Genomic DNA, 19,632 nt, shown 5'->3' with positions numbered 1-19,632 from the left:
TTTTAGTTGCCGGTCTCCGGCGTTTTGGATTGAAGCAGAACCACACACATAGCGGCAATCCCGTCGCCATGGCCGATAACCCCGAGGCCTTCGGTGGTAGTGGCCTTGATGTTGATCATTCGTTGATTCACAGACATGCTGCCGGCCATCCGTACCGCCATTCGGTCTTTGAAAGGTGATATCCGGGGCGCTTGGGCAAACACAGTGGCATCCATGTTGACCAGCACAAATCCGTGGGCTTTAACCCGGCGGTAAACGGTAGTCAACAGATCGATGCTATAGATATCGAGGTACTGAGGATCGGTATCGGGAAAATGGTCGCCGATGTCCCCCATTCCCGCCGCTCCCAAAAGGGCATCACAGGCCGCATGCACCAGAACATCGGCGTCTGAATGCCCTATCAACCCCTTGTTAAATGGGATAGTCTCTCCGCCGATCACCAACTTCCTGCCGGGCACTAGGCGATGAATGTCATATCCTAATCCGACACGTGTCATAAGATGCAATTTTCCGTTTCATGCGATTGTAAAATCAGATTTCATAGCATACTTGGTATTCACCGTAAAGCCACACTTGGCAAGAACCATACGAAGACAGAATAGAAATGTCAGCCAACGATGCTCATCCGGGAAGTGGTTTTACTCCGGTAACGGCGAAAGCGTTGACAGGTTTGAATTTACCCTTGGCATGAATTTTACCCAGGGGGGTGGTGTCGAAACGATTTTTGACCCGGTTCCACGTATTCTCGGAGATCAGAATCTGATCGGGTTGTGCCGAGGAACATAGCCGAGAGGCTGTATTGACGGTATCCCCGATAACCGAGTAGCTCATGGTATGCGAAGAGCCGATATATCCTGCCATGAGATTGCCGGTGTTAATGCCGATGCCGAACTTGATTTCCGGACGGCCAACGATCATGCTTTTTCGATTGAATTCGGCCAGTGCGGTTTTCATCTCCAGAGCAGCCATCACGGATCGATACGGATCGTCTTCATGAACGACAGGTGCCCCCCAGATCACCATCATCTCATCACCAATAAATTTATCCACCGTTCCTTCATGCCGAAACACCACTTCTACCAGCACTTCGTAGTATTCATTAAGCAGACGCAGGACCTCAGAGGCCTGATGGCTCTCACTGATAGTGGTAAAACCGCGGATGTCCACAAAAAGGACCGTTGCGTTCCGGTCTTTTCCGCCCTTTTCAACCTTCAGTTCCCCGGAAACGACCCTTTCAGCCAAATCCGGTGAGAGCAGTCGCTGAAAGCGTTCGCGGGTGGCGGCATCCCGTTCGAGCTTGGCTTCCGCTTTTTTTCGTTCATTGATGGTGTATTGAGCATGGGAACCAAAAATGGCAAAAAGGCACAGCACGATAATCCGTGTCCATATCTCGTCCAAGTTTACGCCCAGCAATTGTTCCAGCAGGTTGCCGTAACTGGTAAAAATAGACATAATCGAGTCAAGTATCCAGTAGACCACCGCCAGGGTAAATCCAATCAGCATCATATGGTCGGTCAGGCGGACAGAACGATTGGGCATTTTCATAGCGGACTTTCCAGATAAAAATTTACTGGCATACTCATCTTATTCCGGGGCACGTTTAAATTAAGCGCTGATTTGTCTTGCCGGTATTCATGAAGTTTTTCAATACCCTGGCAAAGGCCATTCTCCAACGTGTACCATCCTGCTGAAAATAGAAGGCTGATCACATTTTTTCAAGAACTAATGCGCGATTCTGCGTACATTTCATAATCGCAGCGTCGGCTGAAGTGGTTTCAAACATGGTGGAGCGAAGCGGGTACGTCCCTTGGCGATCCGACAAATATCCAATAATAAAAAAATGATAAGCCTCATCGCCACCGGTTTTAAGCCTTGACAAACACCGGCAAAATAGTCCAAAATCCTAACCGTTTGAATGTGTTACCGTCGTTGAACAGACATCGCCGCAATAGCCCTGAAATCTATAGGCAGCTGAAGCGCGTTTTCTGCTGACAACAGCCATATCGATACGGAGTACTGAATTGGTAAGAAAGGACGAGATTTCTTCCACCGAAAAACTGCTGGATATGATCCGTGATACCCCCCCTCCCCCTTCAGCTGCCAGCCCCACCGAACCTGCTGCACCGTCTCAAAAAACAGCTTTGTTTAAGGTTCTGGCATTCCAGAAAGCCATCGGAATCGGCGTTGAAATCGGCAACCGTTTCATCAAGATCGCCAAAATCAACCGAATTTCGGATAAATCCTTTGAACTTCTGGACTACGAAACTATCGCCGTCGAGCGGAACGACACTTTCGACACGCCACAGATAACCAAGGCGTTGACAGCCATTTTGTTCCGATTCTGTGGCGGCCTGAAACGCTATGACATATGGTGCTGTGTGGCATCGGCAAAAGTGGAAACCCGATGTATCCGCATCCCCAAACTGCCTAAAAAACAAATTCCCAATGCGGTTTTCTGGACCTTTTCAAAGGAAGTCTCATTCAGTGACAAAGAGATGCTGCTGGATTTCAGGATATTGGGCGATGTCAATGAAAATGGCATGACTAAAACCCAAGTGATGACATTTACCATTCCCATTGCCGAAACCGAAGCTCTGAAGAGGCTTTTTACCCGGGCTGGCTATCCGCTTTCCGGCATTTCGATCGTCCCCTTTGCCATTCAAAACCTGCTGAAGACCGAAATCGTTCGGGCGGCGGGGCAGAACACCTGCTGCCTGTTCATTGGCCGTGACTGGTCACGCATCACTATTTACGCCAACGGAGACCTGATCCTGTCGCGGGGGATCAAGGCTGGCATACACAGCATGATCGATGCCATCGCCGAACAATATCGGTACCCGTCACAAAAAGACGTGTCGCCGCCGCTTGCCATGGAGGACCGCAACGGTACGCCCTCCGATAAACAAGATGAGTATTATGCCGTCGCACAGGACGACTTTTACCGGTTTTTGAGTGCCAACAGCACCACCGGCACCGCCTCAATGACCGAAGATGGCAGCCCGGTCGATATCTTCCAGACCATCCTTCCTGCCATCGATCGCCTGATCAAGCAGGTGGAGCGCACCATCGCACACTTTTCCCTGCATTTCAAACGGTCCGGCGTCAGTAATATTCTCATCTCGGGTAGAGTAACAGCCAATCCCGCAGTAATCTCACACATCGGGTTTCAGTTGGGCCTACCCGTCGATGTCCTCAACCCTTTTCCACGGCCGCATGCCTTCACGCAGAAAGTGACGATACCAGATCGTCCGGCGGAGAGGGAGAGTTTCGTTCCGGCCATCGGAATAGGACTTTCCTCAAATGAATTAACCCCGAACTTTCTTTTTACCTATCGTCATCGCGAAAGCAGGGACCGGGCACGCCAGATCCGAATCGGCATTTCAGCCGCCAGCATCGGCTTCCTGATTTTACTGCTATGCGGTTTTTTATGGCAGGAAAACCGTATTGCCGCCAAAACGGCTGAGGTGGACCGGTTAGTCGAAAAACGGGATGCTTACCATGTTCCGCTGACTCAGGATCTGGTCATGGCACTCTATGCCAAGATGAACAAGAAACGCGGTCTCATCACCACACTCAGTCAGCGCTATTTCAGCTCTGCGATCATAGCAGAAGTTATCCACCTCACACCGGCCAATATTCAATTGATAGCCTTGAGTGCCGATATGGATGCACATTCGCAGAAATCGAAGAAGAAAACAGAATTGCCGGTGGCAATTGAAGGCATCGTCACAGGTGACCCGATCCGTTTCGAAACTGATCTGGCAAGCTTCATGCTCACTATTGAAGACTCACCGTTGTTTAAAAAACCCGTTGTCAAAAACAAGCGGCTTCAGTTTCTGGAAAATCGACAGATTTTGCGGTTTTCAATCCAGTTCGAACTCGCATAACCAAACCCTGTCGATAAAATTAAAGGATCGATACAATAACGCGATGGCCGATTCAAAAAATCAAAGCAGCCCCATTCTAGTTATTTTTTGCGCCTTAGGTCTGCTGGCCTTTCTTTTATTGGTAATATACCCGAACTATCGAAGCATGCGGGAATACGACCGACAGATATCGGCACTCAACGGAGAAATTGCCTTGCGACAGGCTCTGGCCCCCATATACAAAAAACTGGTTGAAAAGGCACGTATCGCGCCGTCGACAAAGTTGAAATTGCCTGAAAAAACGGTGCTGGATATGAAGAACACCGGTCGAATGGCTCAGATTTTCCAGAATATCGCCAATACCGCCGGACTGACGCTGGAAAGTGTGATCCCCGATGCACAAACCTTTGACAAGGGAAACGGGCTGTTGATGGTTGAGGTTGTTTTTCGCGGGGAATTTTTAAATGTTCAGCCCCTGATCAATACCATCGCCGAGCAGTCTTTTGTGGATCGGATTCACACCATCCATGTGCGCTGCGCAGATGAAAACAAATGGATCAAGCTCACCGTGTCGCTGCTGCACCGTTGATTTTCGGTTGAGCGGGTAATGAGGGTTCACGGTTTCGATGTCTATACGGGAAAAAATTATCGTCTCTGTCATGGCGGCAGCAGTGTTGCTGGGTGGATATCTGTATGTGGGTCCAGTGACCACCGGCAGTCGGCCGGGAGTTGAAAAACAATCTGACGGACCGGCTTTCGATTTTGCCCAGAAGGTCATCCAACAGCTCAAGGAGGATACCTCACTGACAAGGGACCTGTTTACCATCCGCAGCGCCGAACGCAAATGGGAAAAGGATCCCTTTTTAAAAAACGACACATTGCTGTCTGATTCACCGAAGCATGAAAATCCTGACAATGCAACGGTCAGCACGGACACCGAATCAGATTGGGTATACACCGGTTTTATAGAAGTGGGGGCGCAGCGTCTGGCCATAATAAATGGGATGGAATACACCTCGGGGGACGCCATTGATGGACAGGGATACTACGTTCGCCGTATCCATCCGGGACAGGTTGAAATCGGCAAACCGAACACGCCGGGAGTGATCATATTAAAATTGACAGAGAATGAAGCCATAAGTGGTAAATAGTGCCTGTAAAGAAGTGGTAGATTGTGGGCCGGATCAAGGCCGCAGGATGCCAATTAGGGATGGGCGCTAAAATTTAGGATAGACTTCCAGGGAGCCCCATGTCATCCAATCAGCGCAACCAGTGGGTAATATTTGTTTTGGCAACCATATTTCTGTTGACCGGTTTAAGCGGATGCGCCCAGCAGAAAACTCAGAAAAAAGAGACCGTTTTCGACCAGTGGCAGGCCAGGGCCGCCGAATCCAGAGGGTTTTCTCCGCCCGAGCAGCATCGTATCATCGATATGCCGCAAAACCAGCCAACGGCAGATAAAATCGATGCCGTGGAAGACAAACCCGAAAAACCGCTGCCGGACAAACCGGTCACCCTGAAAATTCACCAGGCGGATATTTCTGTACTGTTACGGGCCTTGGCCCGTTCCGTGGGTATCAGCATCATCATCAACAACTCGGTCAAGGGGGTCACCAGTCTCAATGCTGTTAAAATCCCATGGAATCAGGTATTCGAGGGCCTCCTGAAGACCCACGGTCTATCTTACTCATGGGAGGGCGACCTGCTTCGCATCATCACCCTCGACGATAAAGCCAATATCGTCCGCCAGCTGGAAGCGGATCAGAAGATTCTGTCCACACGAAGACAAATGGAGCTTTCCGAGCCGCTGCTGACCAAGATTGTCCACGTCGATTACGCCGATGCCGGTAAGCTGAAAACCAACCTGGAGAAGTTTCTTACCGAAGCGGATAACGGGAAAATACTTGGATCGGTGCTGTTGGACGATCACAACAATGCGTTGATCATCCAGGCCACCCGAAGCGACCTGGAACGGATGATCGCACTGATTACCGAACTGGATCAACCCACTGCCCAGGTGCTCATTGAAGCAAACATTATCGAGGCCAGCAGCACCACGGCAAGGGAGTTGGGGGTTCAATGGGGCGGATTATACGAAGGAAATAACTATTGGATCACCCCCAATGCCGGTGATGCCATCGGGTTAACCGCCGGCGACACGATCAATGCAACCTCCGGATGGGCCTCAAATTTTCCTGCCGATATATCCGGTTCCGGTTTTGCCGTGGGTGCGATTGTCCAATCCGGCGGTCTTTTGCTCTCGGCACAGCTGAACGCCCTTGAACAGGAAGGTAAGGTTAATATTCTGTCTAAACCTTCGATTACCACCCTTGACAACCAGACAGCCGTCATCGAAAGCGGTTCGGAAATACCCTTTCAGACGGTAGAAGACAGCAGCACCAAAATTGAATATAAAAAAGCGGTGCTTCGTCTGGAGGTCACCCCTCACGTTATCGAAGGCGATACGTTAAAGCTGCAAATTAAAACCAACAAAGACGAACCCAGTGATCTGGGCGATGATATTAATGGAAACCCAAGAATTAACACCAAAAAAGCTGAAACCACCGTGGTCCTGTATGACGGCCAGACCACCGTCATCGGAGGGCTGAACAAGCAATCTGACAATGACAGAGAATCCGGTGTCCCTTGGTTTCGCAATATTCCTGGATTAGGATATCTTTTCAAGGAGGAATCGAAAGGCAGTGAAAAGGAGGAATTGTTGATTTTCATTACGCCCCATATCCTGAAGAGGCGGCCAACGATAACCATGGCGCCCAAGGCAAAGGAAGAGGCGGTTCCGGTTCAATAACGACCCAACGACGGAAGGCCGGGGATTGATCAGGATCCCGGCGCTGCCAACGAAATATTTTATGGATTATTTCACCATACTCAACCTGGATCGGGAACCCTTCTCCAACTCCCCGGATCCGGACTTTTTTTTTCAGTCCAGACAGCATGTGGACTGTATGCAGAAGCTCGAGTTGGCCCTTCGCCTAAAACGGGGACTCAATATCGTCATCGGCGCCGTGGGCTCCGGGAAAACAACACTCTGCCGGACCCTGTTGAAAAAATTCGCTTCAGACCGCGCCATTGAGTCCCACCTGATCCTGGATCCTTCATTCAGCTCACCGTTAGCTTTTTTGGAAAGCATCTGTTCCTTGATCGTCGACACGGTCGTCTCCGGTAGTGACGAGCATGGTTTCAAGGAACAGATCAAGCATCATCTTTTTCAAAAGGGTGTACACGAGAATAAAACTATCGTTCTGATCATCGACGAGGGGCAGAAACTTCCCGTTTTTTGTCTTGAGATCCTCAGGGAATTCTTAAACTACGAAACCAATGATCATAAATTGCTTCAAATCGTTCTGTTTGCCCAGGAGGAATTTCAGGAAGTTCTGAATCGTCGTGCCAACCTGGCCGACCGGGTTAACCTGATCCATTTTCTAGGGCCGATGAGCCTTGCCGACACCCGCCAGATGATCGGTTTCCGCATCAGACATGCCAGCAGCCGGCCCCGCCCACCGGAACTGTTTACGAGGCCGGCGCTATGGGCCATTTACCGCGCGACAGGCGGCTACCCCCGAAAAATCATCAACCTGTGCCACCAGTGCATGCTGGCGTTGATTGTTCAAAACCGTACCCGGGTTACCTGGCGCCTGGTCCGGTCCTGCATCGACCGTTCTCTGGCCCAGCGTTCCCAGGCTCATCGCCATCGCCGAGCGATGGCCTTTTCAGCGCTGGCGTTCTTGGCCGCCATCGGACTGATTTTCATCGTTATACCGGGCAGTCGCCTTCCACTTTCATTTCTGGTCAGAGACAACCATCCGACAACTATACAGGATAAAGCTCACGAACCACCGCTTATGGCAGCGCCCATTTCAGGACCCGACAGGCCGGTGCATTTAGACCGATCCCACGCAGGTGTTCCGCTGGTTGCCCACAGTCAGCCAGCCGCTGAAAGGCTTGCCGCCGTTGACACTAATGGTCCCACCCCATCACCCGTTAAAGCGGCTTCCATTTCCGACACGCCGGGGTCCTCGGATCCGGTTCATGAAATGACCGCATCAGATGGGCAGCGGCAAAAAACGGATGTTGACAAACCGGCACCACCTGCGCTCCTCGGCGTATTGACGGTTAAGAGAAATGACACCCTGGGGGCGATGGTCAAGATTATCTACGGTGATTTTCGTGACCGCATCCTCAAGGCGGTGCTGGATGCCAACCCCCACATCTCCGATGCCGATGCCATACGCGTGGGAGATACCATTGCCTTTCCAGCAATTCCTGCACCGTTTGTTCAACGATCCTACCCGCTGTGGTGGCTCAAGGTGGGAAAAGCGGCTTCGCTGGACGAGGCTTTTCGGCGATCGATCAAATCATCTGAAAATAAAGACGTGCCCTGGATGCGAATAATTACCGAATGGGCCCCAAAAAACGGATTGGAATACGGGATCTATGTTTCCGGCTATTTTTTCAACCCGTCCGCGGCCGAGAATATCTTGGCAAAACTGCCAGCCGAATTTTCCGATTCCGCCGAAATTATTTCCGGCTGGACCGACCCAACCGTTCTTTTTTCCGATCCTTTTCTGGGGAAAGGATATTGACGATATCAGAGACGCGGAAAGATGCTGGTGAGAATGTGAAAGAAAAGAAAAAACTTGGCGAAATGCTCATTGATGGCGGCCTGTTGACTGAAGAGCAGCTCAAACAGGCCGTTGCCGATCACAAGCGCAACAATATGAAACTGGGTGAATATCTCGTGCGGGAGGGGATTGTCAGCAGCTCCGAAATCGTGAACCTGGTGTCGCAGCAGCTTGCCATTGAAAAATACAGACCGGACGCCTACCCTATTGACATTGCTCTGTCCGCTGTCATCCCGCTCGAGATGTGCCAGAAATATCAATTAATTCCCATCGAGCGGACGAGTCATTTACTGAAGATCGCCATGACCGATCCTATGGATATCAACGCCCTGGATGCCATTGAAGTGTTCACAAATATCGAGGTGGAGTCGGTAATCTGCACTTACCAGGAACTCAACCATATGATTTCCAGCCTTTACGGCACCTATTCCGCTATCGGCGGGGTGCTGGACGGCATGAGTGAAATGCAGATCGAGAGCGCCCATGATGCTGAAACGCCCGCCATTTCAGAGGATGTGGAAGTCAGTTCCCTGCATGATATGGCGGAAGAGGCACCGGTCATCCGCCTGGTAAATTCGATTCTCTCCCAAGCCGTCCGTGAGGGTGCCAGCGACATCCATATCTCTCCGGAAAAGGATTATGTCCAGGTTCGCTTCCGGGTAGATGGCAAGCTTCATGAAGTCCCGGCGCCGCCCAAATCATTGCTGCTTTTGATTATTTCCAGGCTAAAAATTTTATCCAACATGGATATTTCCCTCTCCCGGATTCCCCAGGACGGCCGCTTTACCATCCGCATGGACAACAAGGAGATCAATATCCGGGCGTCGACCATTCCCACCATCTACGGGGAAAACATGGTACTGCGACTGCTCGACACCAGCGGGGGGGTTTATTCCCTGGAGCACCTGGGCATGAGTGAAGCAGATATTTGCAAACTGGAGCCCATCATCAACAAGCCATACGGAATGATTTTGAGCACGGGGCCCACAGGAAGCGGTAAGAGCACGACGCTGTATTCCATACTCAAGAAAATCAACCAGCCCGATATCAATATCATTACGATTGAAGATCCAGTTGAATACCGGGTGAACAAAATCCGTCAGATCCAGCTCAACCGCAAGGCAGGAATGTCATTTGCCAGCGGCCTGCGTTCCATCATGCGCCAGGATCCGGATGTCATCATGGTAGGAGAGATTCGAGATTCGGAAACGGCCGGCATTGCCGTTCAAAGTGCCCTCACCGGCCACCGGGTGCTCAGCACGGTTCACACCAACGATGCTGCCGGCGCCATCACCCGGTTTATCGATATGGGCATCGAGCCCTTTCTCGTCTCCTCGGTGATGCTGGTTTCCATTGCCCAGCGACTGGTTCGCAAAGTCTGCCCATTTTGCAAAAAGCCATGGAAACCCCCTGCAGCCGCTCTCTCCTACTGGGGGTTGGATAAGGTCCAGGGCGCTGATTTCGTACAGGGAAAAGGCTGCTATAACTGCATGGACAAGGGGTATAAAGGGCGCACCGGAATATTTGAAGTACTGGTCATTGATGACATGATTCAGGAGATGATCCTGCGCCGGGCGTCCTCCCAGGAAATTATGCGGGCCGCCAGGGAATCCGGCCACCTGCGCACCTTGAAAGATGATGCCACACGAAAAGTACTCAATGGAGAAACAACCCTCGACGAAGCCGTAACCGCAGTGATGATGTAGCACTCAATTTTTTACAGAAGCAAGTTTATGGCTAAATATTATTACCAGGCTATTACTGAAAACGGCAGTCCCGTCTCCGGCGCAATCGATGCGGATTCTGCGGAAGGCGCCACCAGTGCGCTCGTATCTCGCGGGTATATTCCACAAAAAATCACCGATGCCTCAAAATCAGGAATTGGTTTTTTCCTGACAGAACTGCAGGAAAAGCTCACGCCCGTCAAATTGCCCGAGTTGATTCTGTTCACCAAGCAGCTCAGGACTTTGATCCGCGCCGGAGTTCCCATGCTTAAACTTCTCCAGGTGCTTGAAAATCAAAGTGAAAACATCAAGCTGAAGCGCATTATCGTCTCCATCTCCCAGGATATCCGGGAAGGCGGAAGCCTATATGACGGATTCCGGAAATACCCTTCCGTTTTTTCATCTTTGTACTGCAGTATGCTGCATGCCGGTGAAACGAGCGGCGCCCTGCCCGAAATTTTGGACCGCCTGATCTATATCATGGATCATGATCATAAAATTCGATCCGATATCCGTTCGGCGCTTCAGTACCCGGCCATTGTCATTATCTCCCTGCTGGCGGCTTTTCTTATTTTACTGACCCTGGTCATTCCCAAATTCGCCGGAATATTTTTAAAATCAGGGCTCCATCTGCCACTTCCCACGGTGATCTGCATGAAATTGTATGCCTTCCTGGTCTCCTTCTGGCCAGCGTTGATCCTTATGGCTGTAGGTATGGGCATACTTATCAACATCTATCTGAAAACCGAAAGCGGGCAATTCAGGCGCGATAAACTTCTTCTCAATCTACCCTTGTTTGGCGTGTTGGTCCGCAAGGCGGCGATGGCGCGGTTTGCAAGTATTTTCGCTATTCTTCAAGCCAGTGGCATTTCCGTGCTGGAAACCATGTCCATTCTTTCCGAAACCATCAACAACGCTGCGTTGTCCAGAGCATTCGAGAATATCACGGAACGATTGGAAGAAGGACGCGGAATCTCCGGTCCGCTGGCCACTTCACCGTATTTCACGCCGATCATTATCAACATGGTCGCTATTGGAGAGGAGTCCGGGAATCTCGATGAAATGCTCCACGAAGCGTCCGAGCACTACGATTCTGAACTCGAGTTCGCCATGAAACGGATCTCCGATTCCATCGGTCCGCTATTGACGGTATGCCTGGCGGCCGTGGTTCTGTTTTTTGCGCTGGCCATCTACCTGCCCATGTGGGACCTGGTTAAAATGGTTAAATAATGAAAGACATACGCTTCAATATCAGTCTGTATATCATCATTCCGGTTATTTTTGCCGGAATCGCAATCTTGTCCATCATTGTCACCTACAATACGACCATGTATTATCTTGCCAAATCCTTGAACCCCCAGTGGCCGGTTGTTTGGTGGGGCATGCTGCTGATCGCTTTCACCTTGATCAGCGGCATCCTTATCGTAAAATTACTGATCGATCCGGTTAAGCGGTTCGTTTCAAAAACAAAAGATTTAGGAATTGTTAAAAATGTCAAACAGCCCACAAATGCCTCTGCCGCCACCGATGATATGGGCAAGTTTACCATGGTGTTCGAACAGGTATCGGAACTGTTAAGCAAGGTTGAAGCCCGGCAGCTGTTTCCGGACATCATCGGTGAGAGCAAGGTTATGCGCGGGGTGTTTAACCAGATAGTCAAAGTGGCACCAAAAGAATCCACGGTTCTGGTAACCGGCGAAACCGGAACGGGTAAAGAGCTCATTGCACGAAGCATCCACCAGCACAGCAAACGGCAGGACAAACCTTTTGTCGCAATTAATTGCGCGGCCATTCCTGAAACCTTACTTGAAAGTGAATTGTTCGGCTACGAAAAAGGTTCGTTCACCGGTGCAAATACCAAAAAACCCGGGAAATTCGAACTGGCGGATGGCGGTACACTTTTTCTGGATGAAATCGGCGACATGCCTCTGGAAACCCAAGCCAAGGTGCTTCGTGCCATTGAAGAGAATACCATTGAACGCGTAGGCGCGATAAAACCGACAAAAGTCAACGTCCGTTTCATAGCAGCCACGAATCGCAATCTTGAAAAAATGGTTGAAAACGGCCGCTTTCGCCAAGACTTATTCTACCGGCTCAATGTCTTTTCGATTCTGCTGCCCCCTTTGAGGCATCGACGGGAAGACATTCCCTTGCTTACCGAAAAATTCCTGAATGAAATGGGCCCGGAACGACACCTCTCTTCGGAAGCCCTTCAATTGTTGATGACCAATGATTGGCCTGGAAATGTAAGGGAATTGAAAAATGCATTGGAATCGGCAGCCGTTCTCACAGAAAAGAAAATTTTGCCGTCCAATCTGCCCTTTTCATTAATGCGCAAGGACGGCACAAAGGGTTCACCCATCCACGTGCACCAAGCAGAGCTGGCGTTAAATGGAAACGCGGATCTAGATCGGCGTATCAAACATTTTGAACGTGAAATCATTGTTGATGCCCTTCGCCAGGCCGGTGGCATTCAGGTCAAAGCCGCCGCCCTTCTTGGTATCAAAGAAAGGAGTTTGTGGCACAGGATAAAAAAGCATCAGATCGATATCACCGAATTCAAACCATAAACGACAATATAGACCTTCAATTTATGTAGTTTTAACCTACATAATTTGGAGGGCTTGCTTTAATTGGCAAAATTTTTAATCGATGGATCCTCGAAGATTTTTTTGTCTGGTGTTTTTCTTTGGTGTGTTTCTATTATATTCCCTTATAGTTAAATAATTGTAAACAGAAAAGTATAAGGGGTTGGCATCATCCATGCTGATAAAATGCTTATAATTGAATTAACGCAACCATCACTATGCAGAAATGGGGAGATATGGCTGACAATCGTAAAATGGAAACCCTTTTAGCGAACCAAAAAGGGTTCACCCTAATAGAAATAATTGCCGTCCTGGTTATCCTGGGCATCTTGGCCGCAGTCGCCATTCCCAGATATTTCGACCTGCAAACTGAGGCCCAAAACAAGGCATTGGACGCCGCCCTCGGTGAAGGTGTCGGCCGGGTAAATCAACATTTCGGCAAACAGATCCTCGCAGGATCAACAACAGCGGAGATCACTTACAGCGATGCTACGATCGGCACCAACCTTGGGGATTTCACTCTCCAAACCGTAGATAATGCAACCACTCTTACACTAACCGTAACGGGAAAAACCGGAACATTGGCAGGCAAGACACAAAGCAAAACCATTCCACGTCCCGGGTCACCTTGATTTTTGCCCCGATCAACTTGCTTCACATTGAAGGAAATAGTCCTTACGCCTGTTCTAATCCTGCTGATCAAACCAAATAGAACAAAAGGGGTTCCGGTTGCTAAATCGTGCCCCTTTTTCCTTTTTTAAATCCATTGACTCACCGGCTGACAAGGAGGAACAAATGACCAACCAACGCATTGGATGGATCGGGACGGGCGTGATGGGTGCGTCCATGTGCGGGCACCTGTTAAACGCGGGAAAACGGCTGACCATTTTCAGCCGAACCCGCGAAAAAGCCCTAAACCTTCTCGAAAGAGGGGCGATCTGGGTCGACACGCCCAAAGCCGTGGCACAAAACAGTGATATTGTTTTTACCATGGTAGGTTTCCCGGATGATGTCCGGGAAGTGATTTTGGGTGATGAGGGCGTCTTGGCGGGAGCCAAAGCTGGTAACACGGTGGTTGACATGACCACATCCAGCCCGGACTTGGCCCGATCCATTCACCGTGAATGCATTAAAAAGGGCGTAAAGGCGCTGGATGCACCAGTTTCCGGTGGCGACGTGGGAGCCCGGGAAGCCACGTTGGCCATCATGGTAGGCGGTGACCCGCCAGTGTTCGAGACGGTGAAACCGCTGTTCGCGATCATGGGGAAAACCATTGCCTTAATGGGCGGTTCCGGATCCGGCCAGCACACCAAAATGACTAACCAGATTCTGATTGCCGGCACTATGATCGGCGTGGTTGAATCTCTTTTGTATGCTCAGCGGGCGGGTATGGATGCCCACCAGGTCATTGATGTAATTGGAAAAGGGGCGGCCAGTTCGTGGTCCATCAATACTCTGGGTCGCAGAATTGCCGATGGCGATTTCAACCCCGGTTTCTACATCAAGCACTTTGTCAAAGATATGGGCATCGCCCTCGAAGAAGCTCGGCAAATGCACTTGTCGCTACCCGGCCTGGCCCTGGTTCATCAGTTTTACGTAGCGGCTATGGCCATGGGATGGGAAGATCTGGGCACCCAGGGATTATTTCAGGTCCTGGCGACCATGAATCGCCAAGCATCAACACACTAGATTCACGACTCTGACACTTATGAGTCAGGATCCTAAAGTGTCATAGGCCAAAGCTGCCATTTGTGGACGGGTATTAGTGGAGAACTCGGTACCGGATGCACAATGTATTTTCGTCAATCTTCCAGAATTTTTTCAAGGACAGTTTCAGGTCAACGGTATCCGAAAAGATGGACAACCCGGAACCAAAGGCATAGGGTGAAAGAGTCAGGATCAACTCGTCAATTAGCCCTTTTCCGGCAAAAAGCTGGTTGATCTTCGCACCGCCGACGACCACCGCTTCCTCGAAGCCCTGGGCGGCCAGATCGGAAATTATCTGCTCGGGAGGTGACTGGGTATACACCAGATCGTCCCGGTCGGATCGGCGATCCGGGTTGCGGGTCATGACGATGGTTTTGCGGCCGGGCAAGACCCGCCCGATAATATCGAAGGTCGTTGAACCCATGATCATGACACCGGCCTTTTTGGTAATTTCGACGTACAGTTGTTTGTCGGCTTTGCCGGTCCAGTCGGGATAGTGATCTGAGGCTCTGGCGATCTTTCCATCGACGGTAATGGCGACCATCAGGCAGACATGCATGGCGGTATTTTCCCTGATTTTTGACGTTAGTTTGGATGCGAAAGGGTTGAAAGCCTCATATCATAAAAGAAGGTTCCTTAATATAAAAAGGATGTCCCCGCGCCGCAACATTTTTTCAGATGCTTTTCCCGGAAATCAGAATACGCAAGGTTGGGCAAAAAGATTTTTAGCAAAATTTCAAACGTCCATCGCTGGAACTTTTTTTTATTTAAAAAACAATAATATGAAAAAAAGTTTCATCCGGTTACCCTGAAGCACTCCCTTTCTTCAATCAAGTTTTTGTATACACAGCCGATGAAGAAACGTAACAAGGATTTTACATCGTTACCCTCAGACAATGAAGCAATTTGATTCTGGTCAAAATAAACGGAAACCAGTATAATATTAAATTGACCAACTGATTTAACAGAACCCCTGGTGCTTCCGAGAAAGGTGTTTCCATGAGAGTTGAGTGCGAAAACTGCAGTAAGGCTTTCGATCTTCCCGATGACCGCCTTCCCACCGGGAAAAAGCTATCCTTCCCCTGCCCCGGCTGCAAATCAAAAATCACGCTGGACCTAAGAGAGAAACAGGAACCCATTGCGGAAAAACCGGTTGCGACCCCCGATGAATCCACAGGCAAAGTGGTATTTTCACCAATTGCCGAAAAACCTTCCGGAGAACTTGACGGCAGTGACCTGAAGCGAAAAATTTTGAACAGCATTAAAGATCTTCCACCCATGCCAAAAATTATCTACAAGGCACGGGAAGTCATGGCCAACCCCAAATCCGGGTTCAAAGAGATTGCCGAGGTGATCGAAACCGATCAAGCCATTGCCGCCAAGGTCCTCCAGGTGTCAAACTCGGCTTATTATGGGCTGTCCGGGATGGTTTCCTCCATTCACCAGGCAACCGTCGTACTCGGCCACAAAACGCTGGAGCAGCTCATCACCATGGTTTCAGCCACCAGCCTGCTGGGAAGTCACCTCAAAGGATACCGTATGGGATCAGGCACCCTGTGGCAGCATTCACTGGCCGTAGCCCTGTGTTCGCGATTCATCGCCAAAGACCGGGCGCCGGCAATGGAAAATGACGCTTTCTCCGTCGGATTGATCCATGACGCCGGCAAACTGGCCCTGGATCGCTATCTTCTGGAACGAAAAACCCTGGTGGACCAGGCGCTTTCCGCCGGTATCACATTTCTACAGGTGGAAAAGCAGGTGCTCGGTTTCGACCACACGGAGCTGGCCTCTGACCTGTGCACCAAATGGAAGCTTCCCGATAATCATGTGAGCGCTATGCGATTCCACCATGATCCCGACGCATCCAAAGGCAACCAACTGGCCTACATCGTTCACACCGCCAATCACATTGCCCAGCAAAGCGGGATTGGCAGCAGTCTGGATGCGGCCCTGTACGAACTGGACCCGGGAGCACTGGCGTTTCTCTCTCTGGATGAAGAAGATTTGACCAGGTACAATGAAGCGACGATCGAAGCCGTAAGCCAAATTACCCAGAGCATGACATAAGCAGCTATCTTTTTAAAACGCTGTCACGACAATGTGTTGCGGGCCGGTCTCGGCTTCACCTGGACCGTGAATCCAGATTCTATTTTTGAGATAGCCCCTAAATTCTATCGACCGATAATCGATCGATTCAGACTTAAAAAGGAGTTGATTGTATGGCCGAAAACAGCAAGGCGCTGACCACCGGTGAATTTTCAAAAATTACGGGCATCGCCGTTTCCACGATCACCCAAATGCTGCGACAGGGCAAGATTCAAGGTGAAAAAAGCAGTGGAAAATGGGCGATTCACGAAAGTGAGCTTCAAAAAAGGGCCATGGTAACCAGAAAAGAGCATGGGGAATTATCGGATAACATGGGCTCCGTCTTCAACATACCGGCGGTTGCCGGAAAGGGGTATGATATTGAAGCCTTTGCTCAGATGACCTATCTGACCGAAAAAGGGGTTCGTCAGTGGCTAAAGACCGGCCGTCTTTCAGGCAGCGTCGATTCCGACGGCAACGTTTTGGTGGATGCCGCCAATCTTGACCGACCCGAACTCCAACACCTTCTCAGGAAGTAGTGCAATCGTCAATCGGCGATCTGGTTTTCCATTGACATTGTCGCACCCTTTCATTGTGGTAGGGAGGTAGATCGCGACAATCATGAAGCCTCCCCACGGCACCCTAAGGGAAGGCCTCATGGTAGTTGCAAAATCATGTCACAGTATGCGTCCACTCATCCGACCCACGCGGGCCACGGATTTTGGCTGGCGATGGATTCCTCAATTAAAGGGAATCGGACGGGAATACTTCAGCACGGTGTGACTGAATTTTCTCCTTATTTTTGATCAGCTGTTTTTTTGCTTTGTCCACCACCAGATCAATGGCTTCATTCCAGGCACTACTCTCTTCTTTAGCATGAACATCAAAACCTTTTCCACTCAGGTTGATATCCACAATTTTTCTCAGTTTTTCTTCCTGGAAAACCACATCGGCGGTTCCGGAATGGGGCATGATTTTATCGAGACGCTCGAGCTTTTCTTCAAGGTAGGATTTAAGGTAATCTGAGGAATCTACATTTTTAAAGGTGACCAGAATTTGCATATCACGTCCTCCTTTCGCGGTTGTCCGGCCCACTAACCACTGTTTATGCAATCCCCTTATTCTCAAGGACCGACGGGGAGGTGGCTATATCGGTGATACGGTTATGTAAACGATAAAACCTCCTTTCAACTGACATTGGCGACAATCCGAATCTGGAGTGTTTCTTATTTTATAGTGTATCATCGGCTGAAAGCTGAAACAATAAAATCCTTCGCTTTTTCTAAAAACGGTTTTTTGAATTTCACTTTAAGGTAGAGGTCTCCAGATGGCCCTCCGTTTTTACCTGCGGCACCCATCTGAGAAAGGCGGATTCGCTGACCGTCTTTCGTGCCAGCCGGGATGCTGACCACCAGCTTTTTTGAACGCCGAAGGTGATTGTAGGGGTAGGGTCCACCGGACCTGGCAAATTCCGGAGTCAGGTAGATGGTGTCTCGAATATCTTCCCCCATTTGAGGCAGACTCAAGCCGGTAACCTTCTGGAACAGATACTTGGCCAACCTGCTCACACCGGTGGGGGAGTTTCCTTCTATGGCTTTTCCCCGATGCTTGCCGAATCCACCGCGGTAAATGAATCCCTTCCCATGAAGGCCATGCTGATTGAACTCGAAACGCTTGTACCCCGAACCATAAAAGTCGCCGAAGATGGCGTCCACGCCTCGAAGGCCAAATGATCGCGCCATCTCCTCGAAGATCTGATGCACATCGGAACCATTGAAGATATCCTGTTCGGTATAGGCGTTTCGAAACTGACCGTAGGCGTTATCGCCGAAACGGTTACGCATGGAATCGTAAGCCCGTCGTTTTTCCACATTGGACAATACCGCATAGGCCTCGTTGATCGCCTTCATCATTTCTCCACTGTCAGGATTTTTCTCGTTGCGATCCGGATGATATTTAAATGCCAGTTCCCGATAGGCCTCCTTAATTTTTTTCGCCGTTGCATTTTGATCCACGCCCAGTATCTGGTAATAATCCTGCTTTGCCATTCGCCCTGTTTTCCCTATTTCAAAATTGTCGTTAACATCCCAGAACGCTTATTTGATAATATAGTCATGAATCGGCAGTTGGCGATGCCCAAAATCAGCTGACCTGATATACGCCTTAACCGTTGCAGGCTCAAATTCTCGACGGATATGCTCAAGCATTCTGGAAAAACGCCGAATAGTAGATTATCCTATTTGTTGCAACGCTTTAAATCCAATCCAGGTTAGGATCTGAATGGTGAAATTTAACCTCATTACGCTGCTAATCAGTTCCATTATAATGTTGGTTGGGATATGGATCCGGCAGGCATTCCTTGTCGGCGCTTCTATGCATGGTCGCTATTATGTGACGGCCATAGTGATGATCAGTTCCATGGTTAGCGTGATCACCCTTTTCCGATGGTTCCGCCATCGTCGTCAACGATCGATGCCCGCAGACGACGCAGACAGAAAAGCTTCCGACCGGCAGCGCCAGAATTATCGCATCCAATTTGGTGAATCGCCGCATCCCATTTTCATCCAGAGGACCGATAACCGTCATCCGGCTACTGCGTTCACCTGCCCGGTACGCGACGTCTCGGAAACAGGTATCAGCTTGGGTTGCACAGGAGTATACGCCATCGGGCAAACGGTTCAGGGTGAAATTATTTTTACCAGCGGCAGGACCGCCCCGGTAAACGGCGTTGTCCTGCGAGAAAAAATGGACTATACGTGTCTGCGTCTTCACTGCACCATCGATCCGCCCCTGCTGATGGCAGAACAGCGCGAACAGATTGCCAGGGAAAAGGGAGATAGCCCCCGACCGGCAGTTAGCAAGGCGGTTATGGACAAAACGGTCGGGTCCCTTCCCAGCGACTCCCCCAAAGGGATCTGCCGATTAAAACGACTTTGATTTCCCTTAGAAGTGCGGAAGGGCTCGGATGACTGCATCCGAACCCTTCCATTTGGGTGTAGAACTCCGGTTGTGAAGATTC

The 19,632-nt window shown here is 50.0% G+C and carries 19 protein-coding genes; 14 read left to right on the top strand and 5 right to left on the bottom strand.

Going from position 1 to position 19,632, the window contains the following annotated elements:
* Nucleotides 1-2 precede the first annotated feature (2 nt).
* Together ispF and ACHZBS_RS28195 are read right to left on the bottom strand one after the other, a co-directional pair.
* Entirely contained in the window at nt 3-497 is a 495-nt protein-coding gene (ispF, locus tag ACHZBS_RS28200) for a 2-C-methyl-D-erythritol 2,4-cyclodiphosphate synthase (protein ID WP_319409870.1), read from the bottom strand.
* Between the two features lie 124 nt (nt 498-621).
* Nucleotides 622-1,545, bottom strand: coding sequence for an adenylate/guanylate cyclase domain-containing protein (locus ACHZBS_RS28195; protein ID WP_319409869.1), 924 nt, complete (start codon nt 1,543-1,545; stop codon nt 622-624).
* A gap of 950 nt (nt 1,546-2,495) precedes the next feature.
* Here ACHZBS_RS28195 and ACHZBS_RS28190 point away from each other — a divergent pair.
* The 10 genes from ACHZBS_RS28190 to ACHZBS_RS28145 all read left to right on the top strand — a co-directional run bounded on the left by ACHZBS_RS28190 (nt 2,496) and on the right by ACHZBS_RS28145 (nt 14,510).
* Nucleotides 2,496-3,887 (top strand): hypothetical protein, encoded by a 1,392-nt coding sequence (locus ACHZBS_RS28190; RefSeq protein ID WP_319409868.1) that lies wholly within the window; start codon nt 2,496-2,498, stop codon nt 3,885-3,887.
* A 43-nt stretch (nt 3,888-3,930) separates the two neighbouring features.
* Nucleotides 3,931-4,455, top strand: a complete 525-nt coding sequence (locus ACHZBS_RS28185) for a hypothetical protein (protein WP_319409867.1) — start codon at nt 3,931-3,933, stop codon at nt 4,453-4,455.
* 37 nt (nt 4,456-4,492) lie between these two features.
* The gene (locus ACHZBS_RS28180) at nt 4,493-5,017 is read left to right on the top strand and encodes a hypothetical protein (RefSeq protein WP_319409866.1); all 525 of its coding nucleotides are present in this window, start codon (nt 4,493-4,495) and stop codon (nt 5,015-5,017) included.
* Between the two features lie 98 nt (nt 5,018-5,115).
* Complete coding sequence (pilQ, locus tag ACHZBS_RS28175; RefSeq protein WP_319409865.1) at nt 5,116-6,675, top strand: type IV pilus secretin PilQ; 1,560 nt, start codon at nt 5,116-5,118, stop codon at nt 6,673-6,675.
* A 61-nt stretch (nt 6,676-6,736) separates the two neighbouring features.
* The gene (locus tag ACHZBS_RS28170) at nt 6,737-8,470 is read left to right on the top strand and encodes an AAA family ATPase (RefSeq protein WP_319409864.1); all 1,734 of its coding nucleotides are present in this window, start codon (nt 6,737-6,739) and stop codon (nt 8,468-8,470) included.
* Between the two features lie 35 nt (nt 8,471-8,505).
* Nucleotides 8,506-10,215 carry an ATPase, T2SS/T4P/T4SS family gene (locus tag ACHZBS_RS28165; protein ID WP_319409863.1) on the top strand — a complete coding sequence of 570 codons (1,710 nt, stop codon included), beginning with the start codon at nt 8,506-8,508 and terminating at the stop codon, nt 10,213-10,215.
* A 27-nt stretch (nt 10,216-10,242) separates the two neighbouring features.
* Nucleotides 10,243-11,463: a type II secretion system F family protein gene (locus ACHZBS_RS28160; RefSeq protein ID WP_319409862.1), complete on the top strand. Its 1,221-nt coding sequence runs from the start codon at nt 10,243-10,245 to the stop codon at nt 11,461-11,463.
* Nucleotides 11,463-12,803: a sigma-54 dependent transcriptional regulator gene (locus ACHZBS_RS28155; RefSeq protein ID WP_319409861.1), complete on the top strand. Its 1,341-nt coding sequence runs from the start codon at nt 11,463-11,465 to the stop codon at nt 12,801-12,803. Before ACHZBS_RS28160 ends, ACHZBS_RS28155 begins: the two co-directional genes overlap by 1 nt.
* Before the next feature lie 254 nt (nt 12,804-13,057).
* A complete protein-coding gene (locus ACHZBS_RS28150) occupies nt 13,058-13,453 on the top strand; it encodes a prepilin-type N-terminal cleavage/methylation domain-containing protein (RefSeq protein ID WP_319409860.1) in 396 nt (131 codons plus the stop codon).
* 163 nt (nt 13,454-13,616) lie between these two features.
* Nucleotides 13,617-14,510 carry an NAD(P)-dependent oxidoreductase gene (locus tag ACHZBS_RS28145; protein WP_319409859.1) on the top strand — a complete coding sequence of 298 codons (894 nt, stop codon included), beginning with the start codon at nt 13,617-13,619 and terminating at the stop codon, nt 14,508-14,510.
* Between the two features lie 73 nt (nt 14,511-14,583).
* On the opposite strand, the gene ACHZBS_RS28140 is transcribed toward ACHZBS_RS28145, so the two are convergent.
* Nucleotides 14,584-15,087, bottom strand: a complete 504-nt coding sequence (locus ACHZBS_RS28140; RefSeq protein ID WP_319409858.1) for a dihydrofolate reductase family protein — start codon at nt 15,085-15,087, stop codon at nt 14,584-14,586.
* On the opposite strand from ACHZBS_RS28140, the gene ACHZBS_RS28135 reads away from it, so the two are divergent.
* The 3 genes from ACHZBS_RS28135 to ACHZBS_RS28125 all read left to right on the top strand — a co-directional run bounded on the left by ACHZBS_RS28135 (nt 15,086) and on the right by ACHZBS_RS28125 (nt 17,152).
* Complete coding sequence (locus ACHZBS_RS28135; RefSeq protein ID WP_319409857.1) at nt 15,086-15,340, top strand: hypothetical protein; 255 nt, start codon at nt 15,086-15,088, stop codon at nt 15,338-15,340. The two genes, ACHZBS_RS28140 and ACHZBS_RS28135, sit on opposite strands and share 2 nt — an antisense overlap.
* A 187-nt stretch (nt 15,341-15,527) precedes the next feature.
* Nucleotides 15,528-16,595: an HDOD domain-containing protein gene (locus ACHZBS_RS28130; protein WP_319409856.1), complete on the top strand. Its 1,068-nt coding sequence runs from the start codon at nt 15,528-15,530 to the stop codon at nt 16,593-16,595.
* A gap of 152 nt (nt 16,596-16,747) precedes the next feature.
* Nucleotides 16,748-17,152, top strand: a complete 405-nt coding sequence (locus ACHZBS_RS28125) for a helix-turn-helix domain-containing protein (RefSeq protein ID WP_319409855.1) — start codon at nt 16,748-16,750, stop codon at nt 17,150-17,152.
* Nucleotides 17,153-17,357: 205 nt separating this feature from the next.
* Here ACHZBS_RS28125 and hpf read toward each other — a convergent pair whose 3' ends face one another.
* Both hpf and ACHZBS_RS28115 read right to left on the bottom strand, forming a co-directional pair.
* Nucleotides 17,358-17,675, bottom strand: a complete 318-nt coding sequence (gene hpf / locus ACHZBS_RS28120) for a ribosome hibernation-promoting factor, HPF/YfiA family (RefSeq protein WP_319409854.1) — start codon at nt 17,673-17,675, stop codon at nt 17,358-17,360.
* Between the two features lie 179 nt (nt 17,676-17,854).
* A complete protein-coding gene (locus ACHZBS_RS28115) occupies nt 17,855-18,661 on the bottom strand; it encodes a DnaJ domain-containing protein (RefSeq protein WP_319409853.1) in 807 nt (268 codons plus the stop codon).
* A 370-nt stretch (nt 18,662-19,031) separates the two neighbouring features.
* On the opposite strand from ACHZBS_RS28115, the gene ACHZBS_RS28110 reads away from it, so the two are divergent.
* Entirely contained in the window at nt 19,032-19,550 is a 519-nt protein-coding gene (locus tag ACHZBS_RS28110; RefSeq protein WP_319409852.1) for a PilZ domain-containing protein, read from the top strand.
* Nucleotides 19,551-19,632: the final 82 nt, after the last annotated feature.

It is taken from the genome of uncultured Desulfosarcina sp. (genome assembly GCF_963664155.2).
Taxonomy (GTDB): Bacteria; Desulfobacterota; Desulfobacteria; order Desulfobacterales; family Desulfosarcinaceae; genus Desulfosarcina.
Note: the sequence above shows the minus strand (reverse complement) of the source record. Positions and strands in the feature narration are given on the sequence as shown.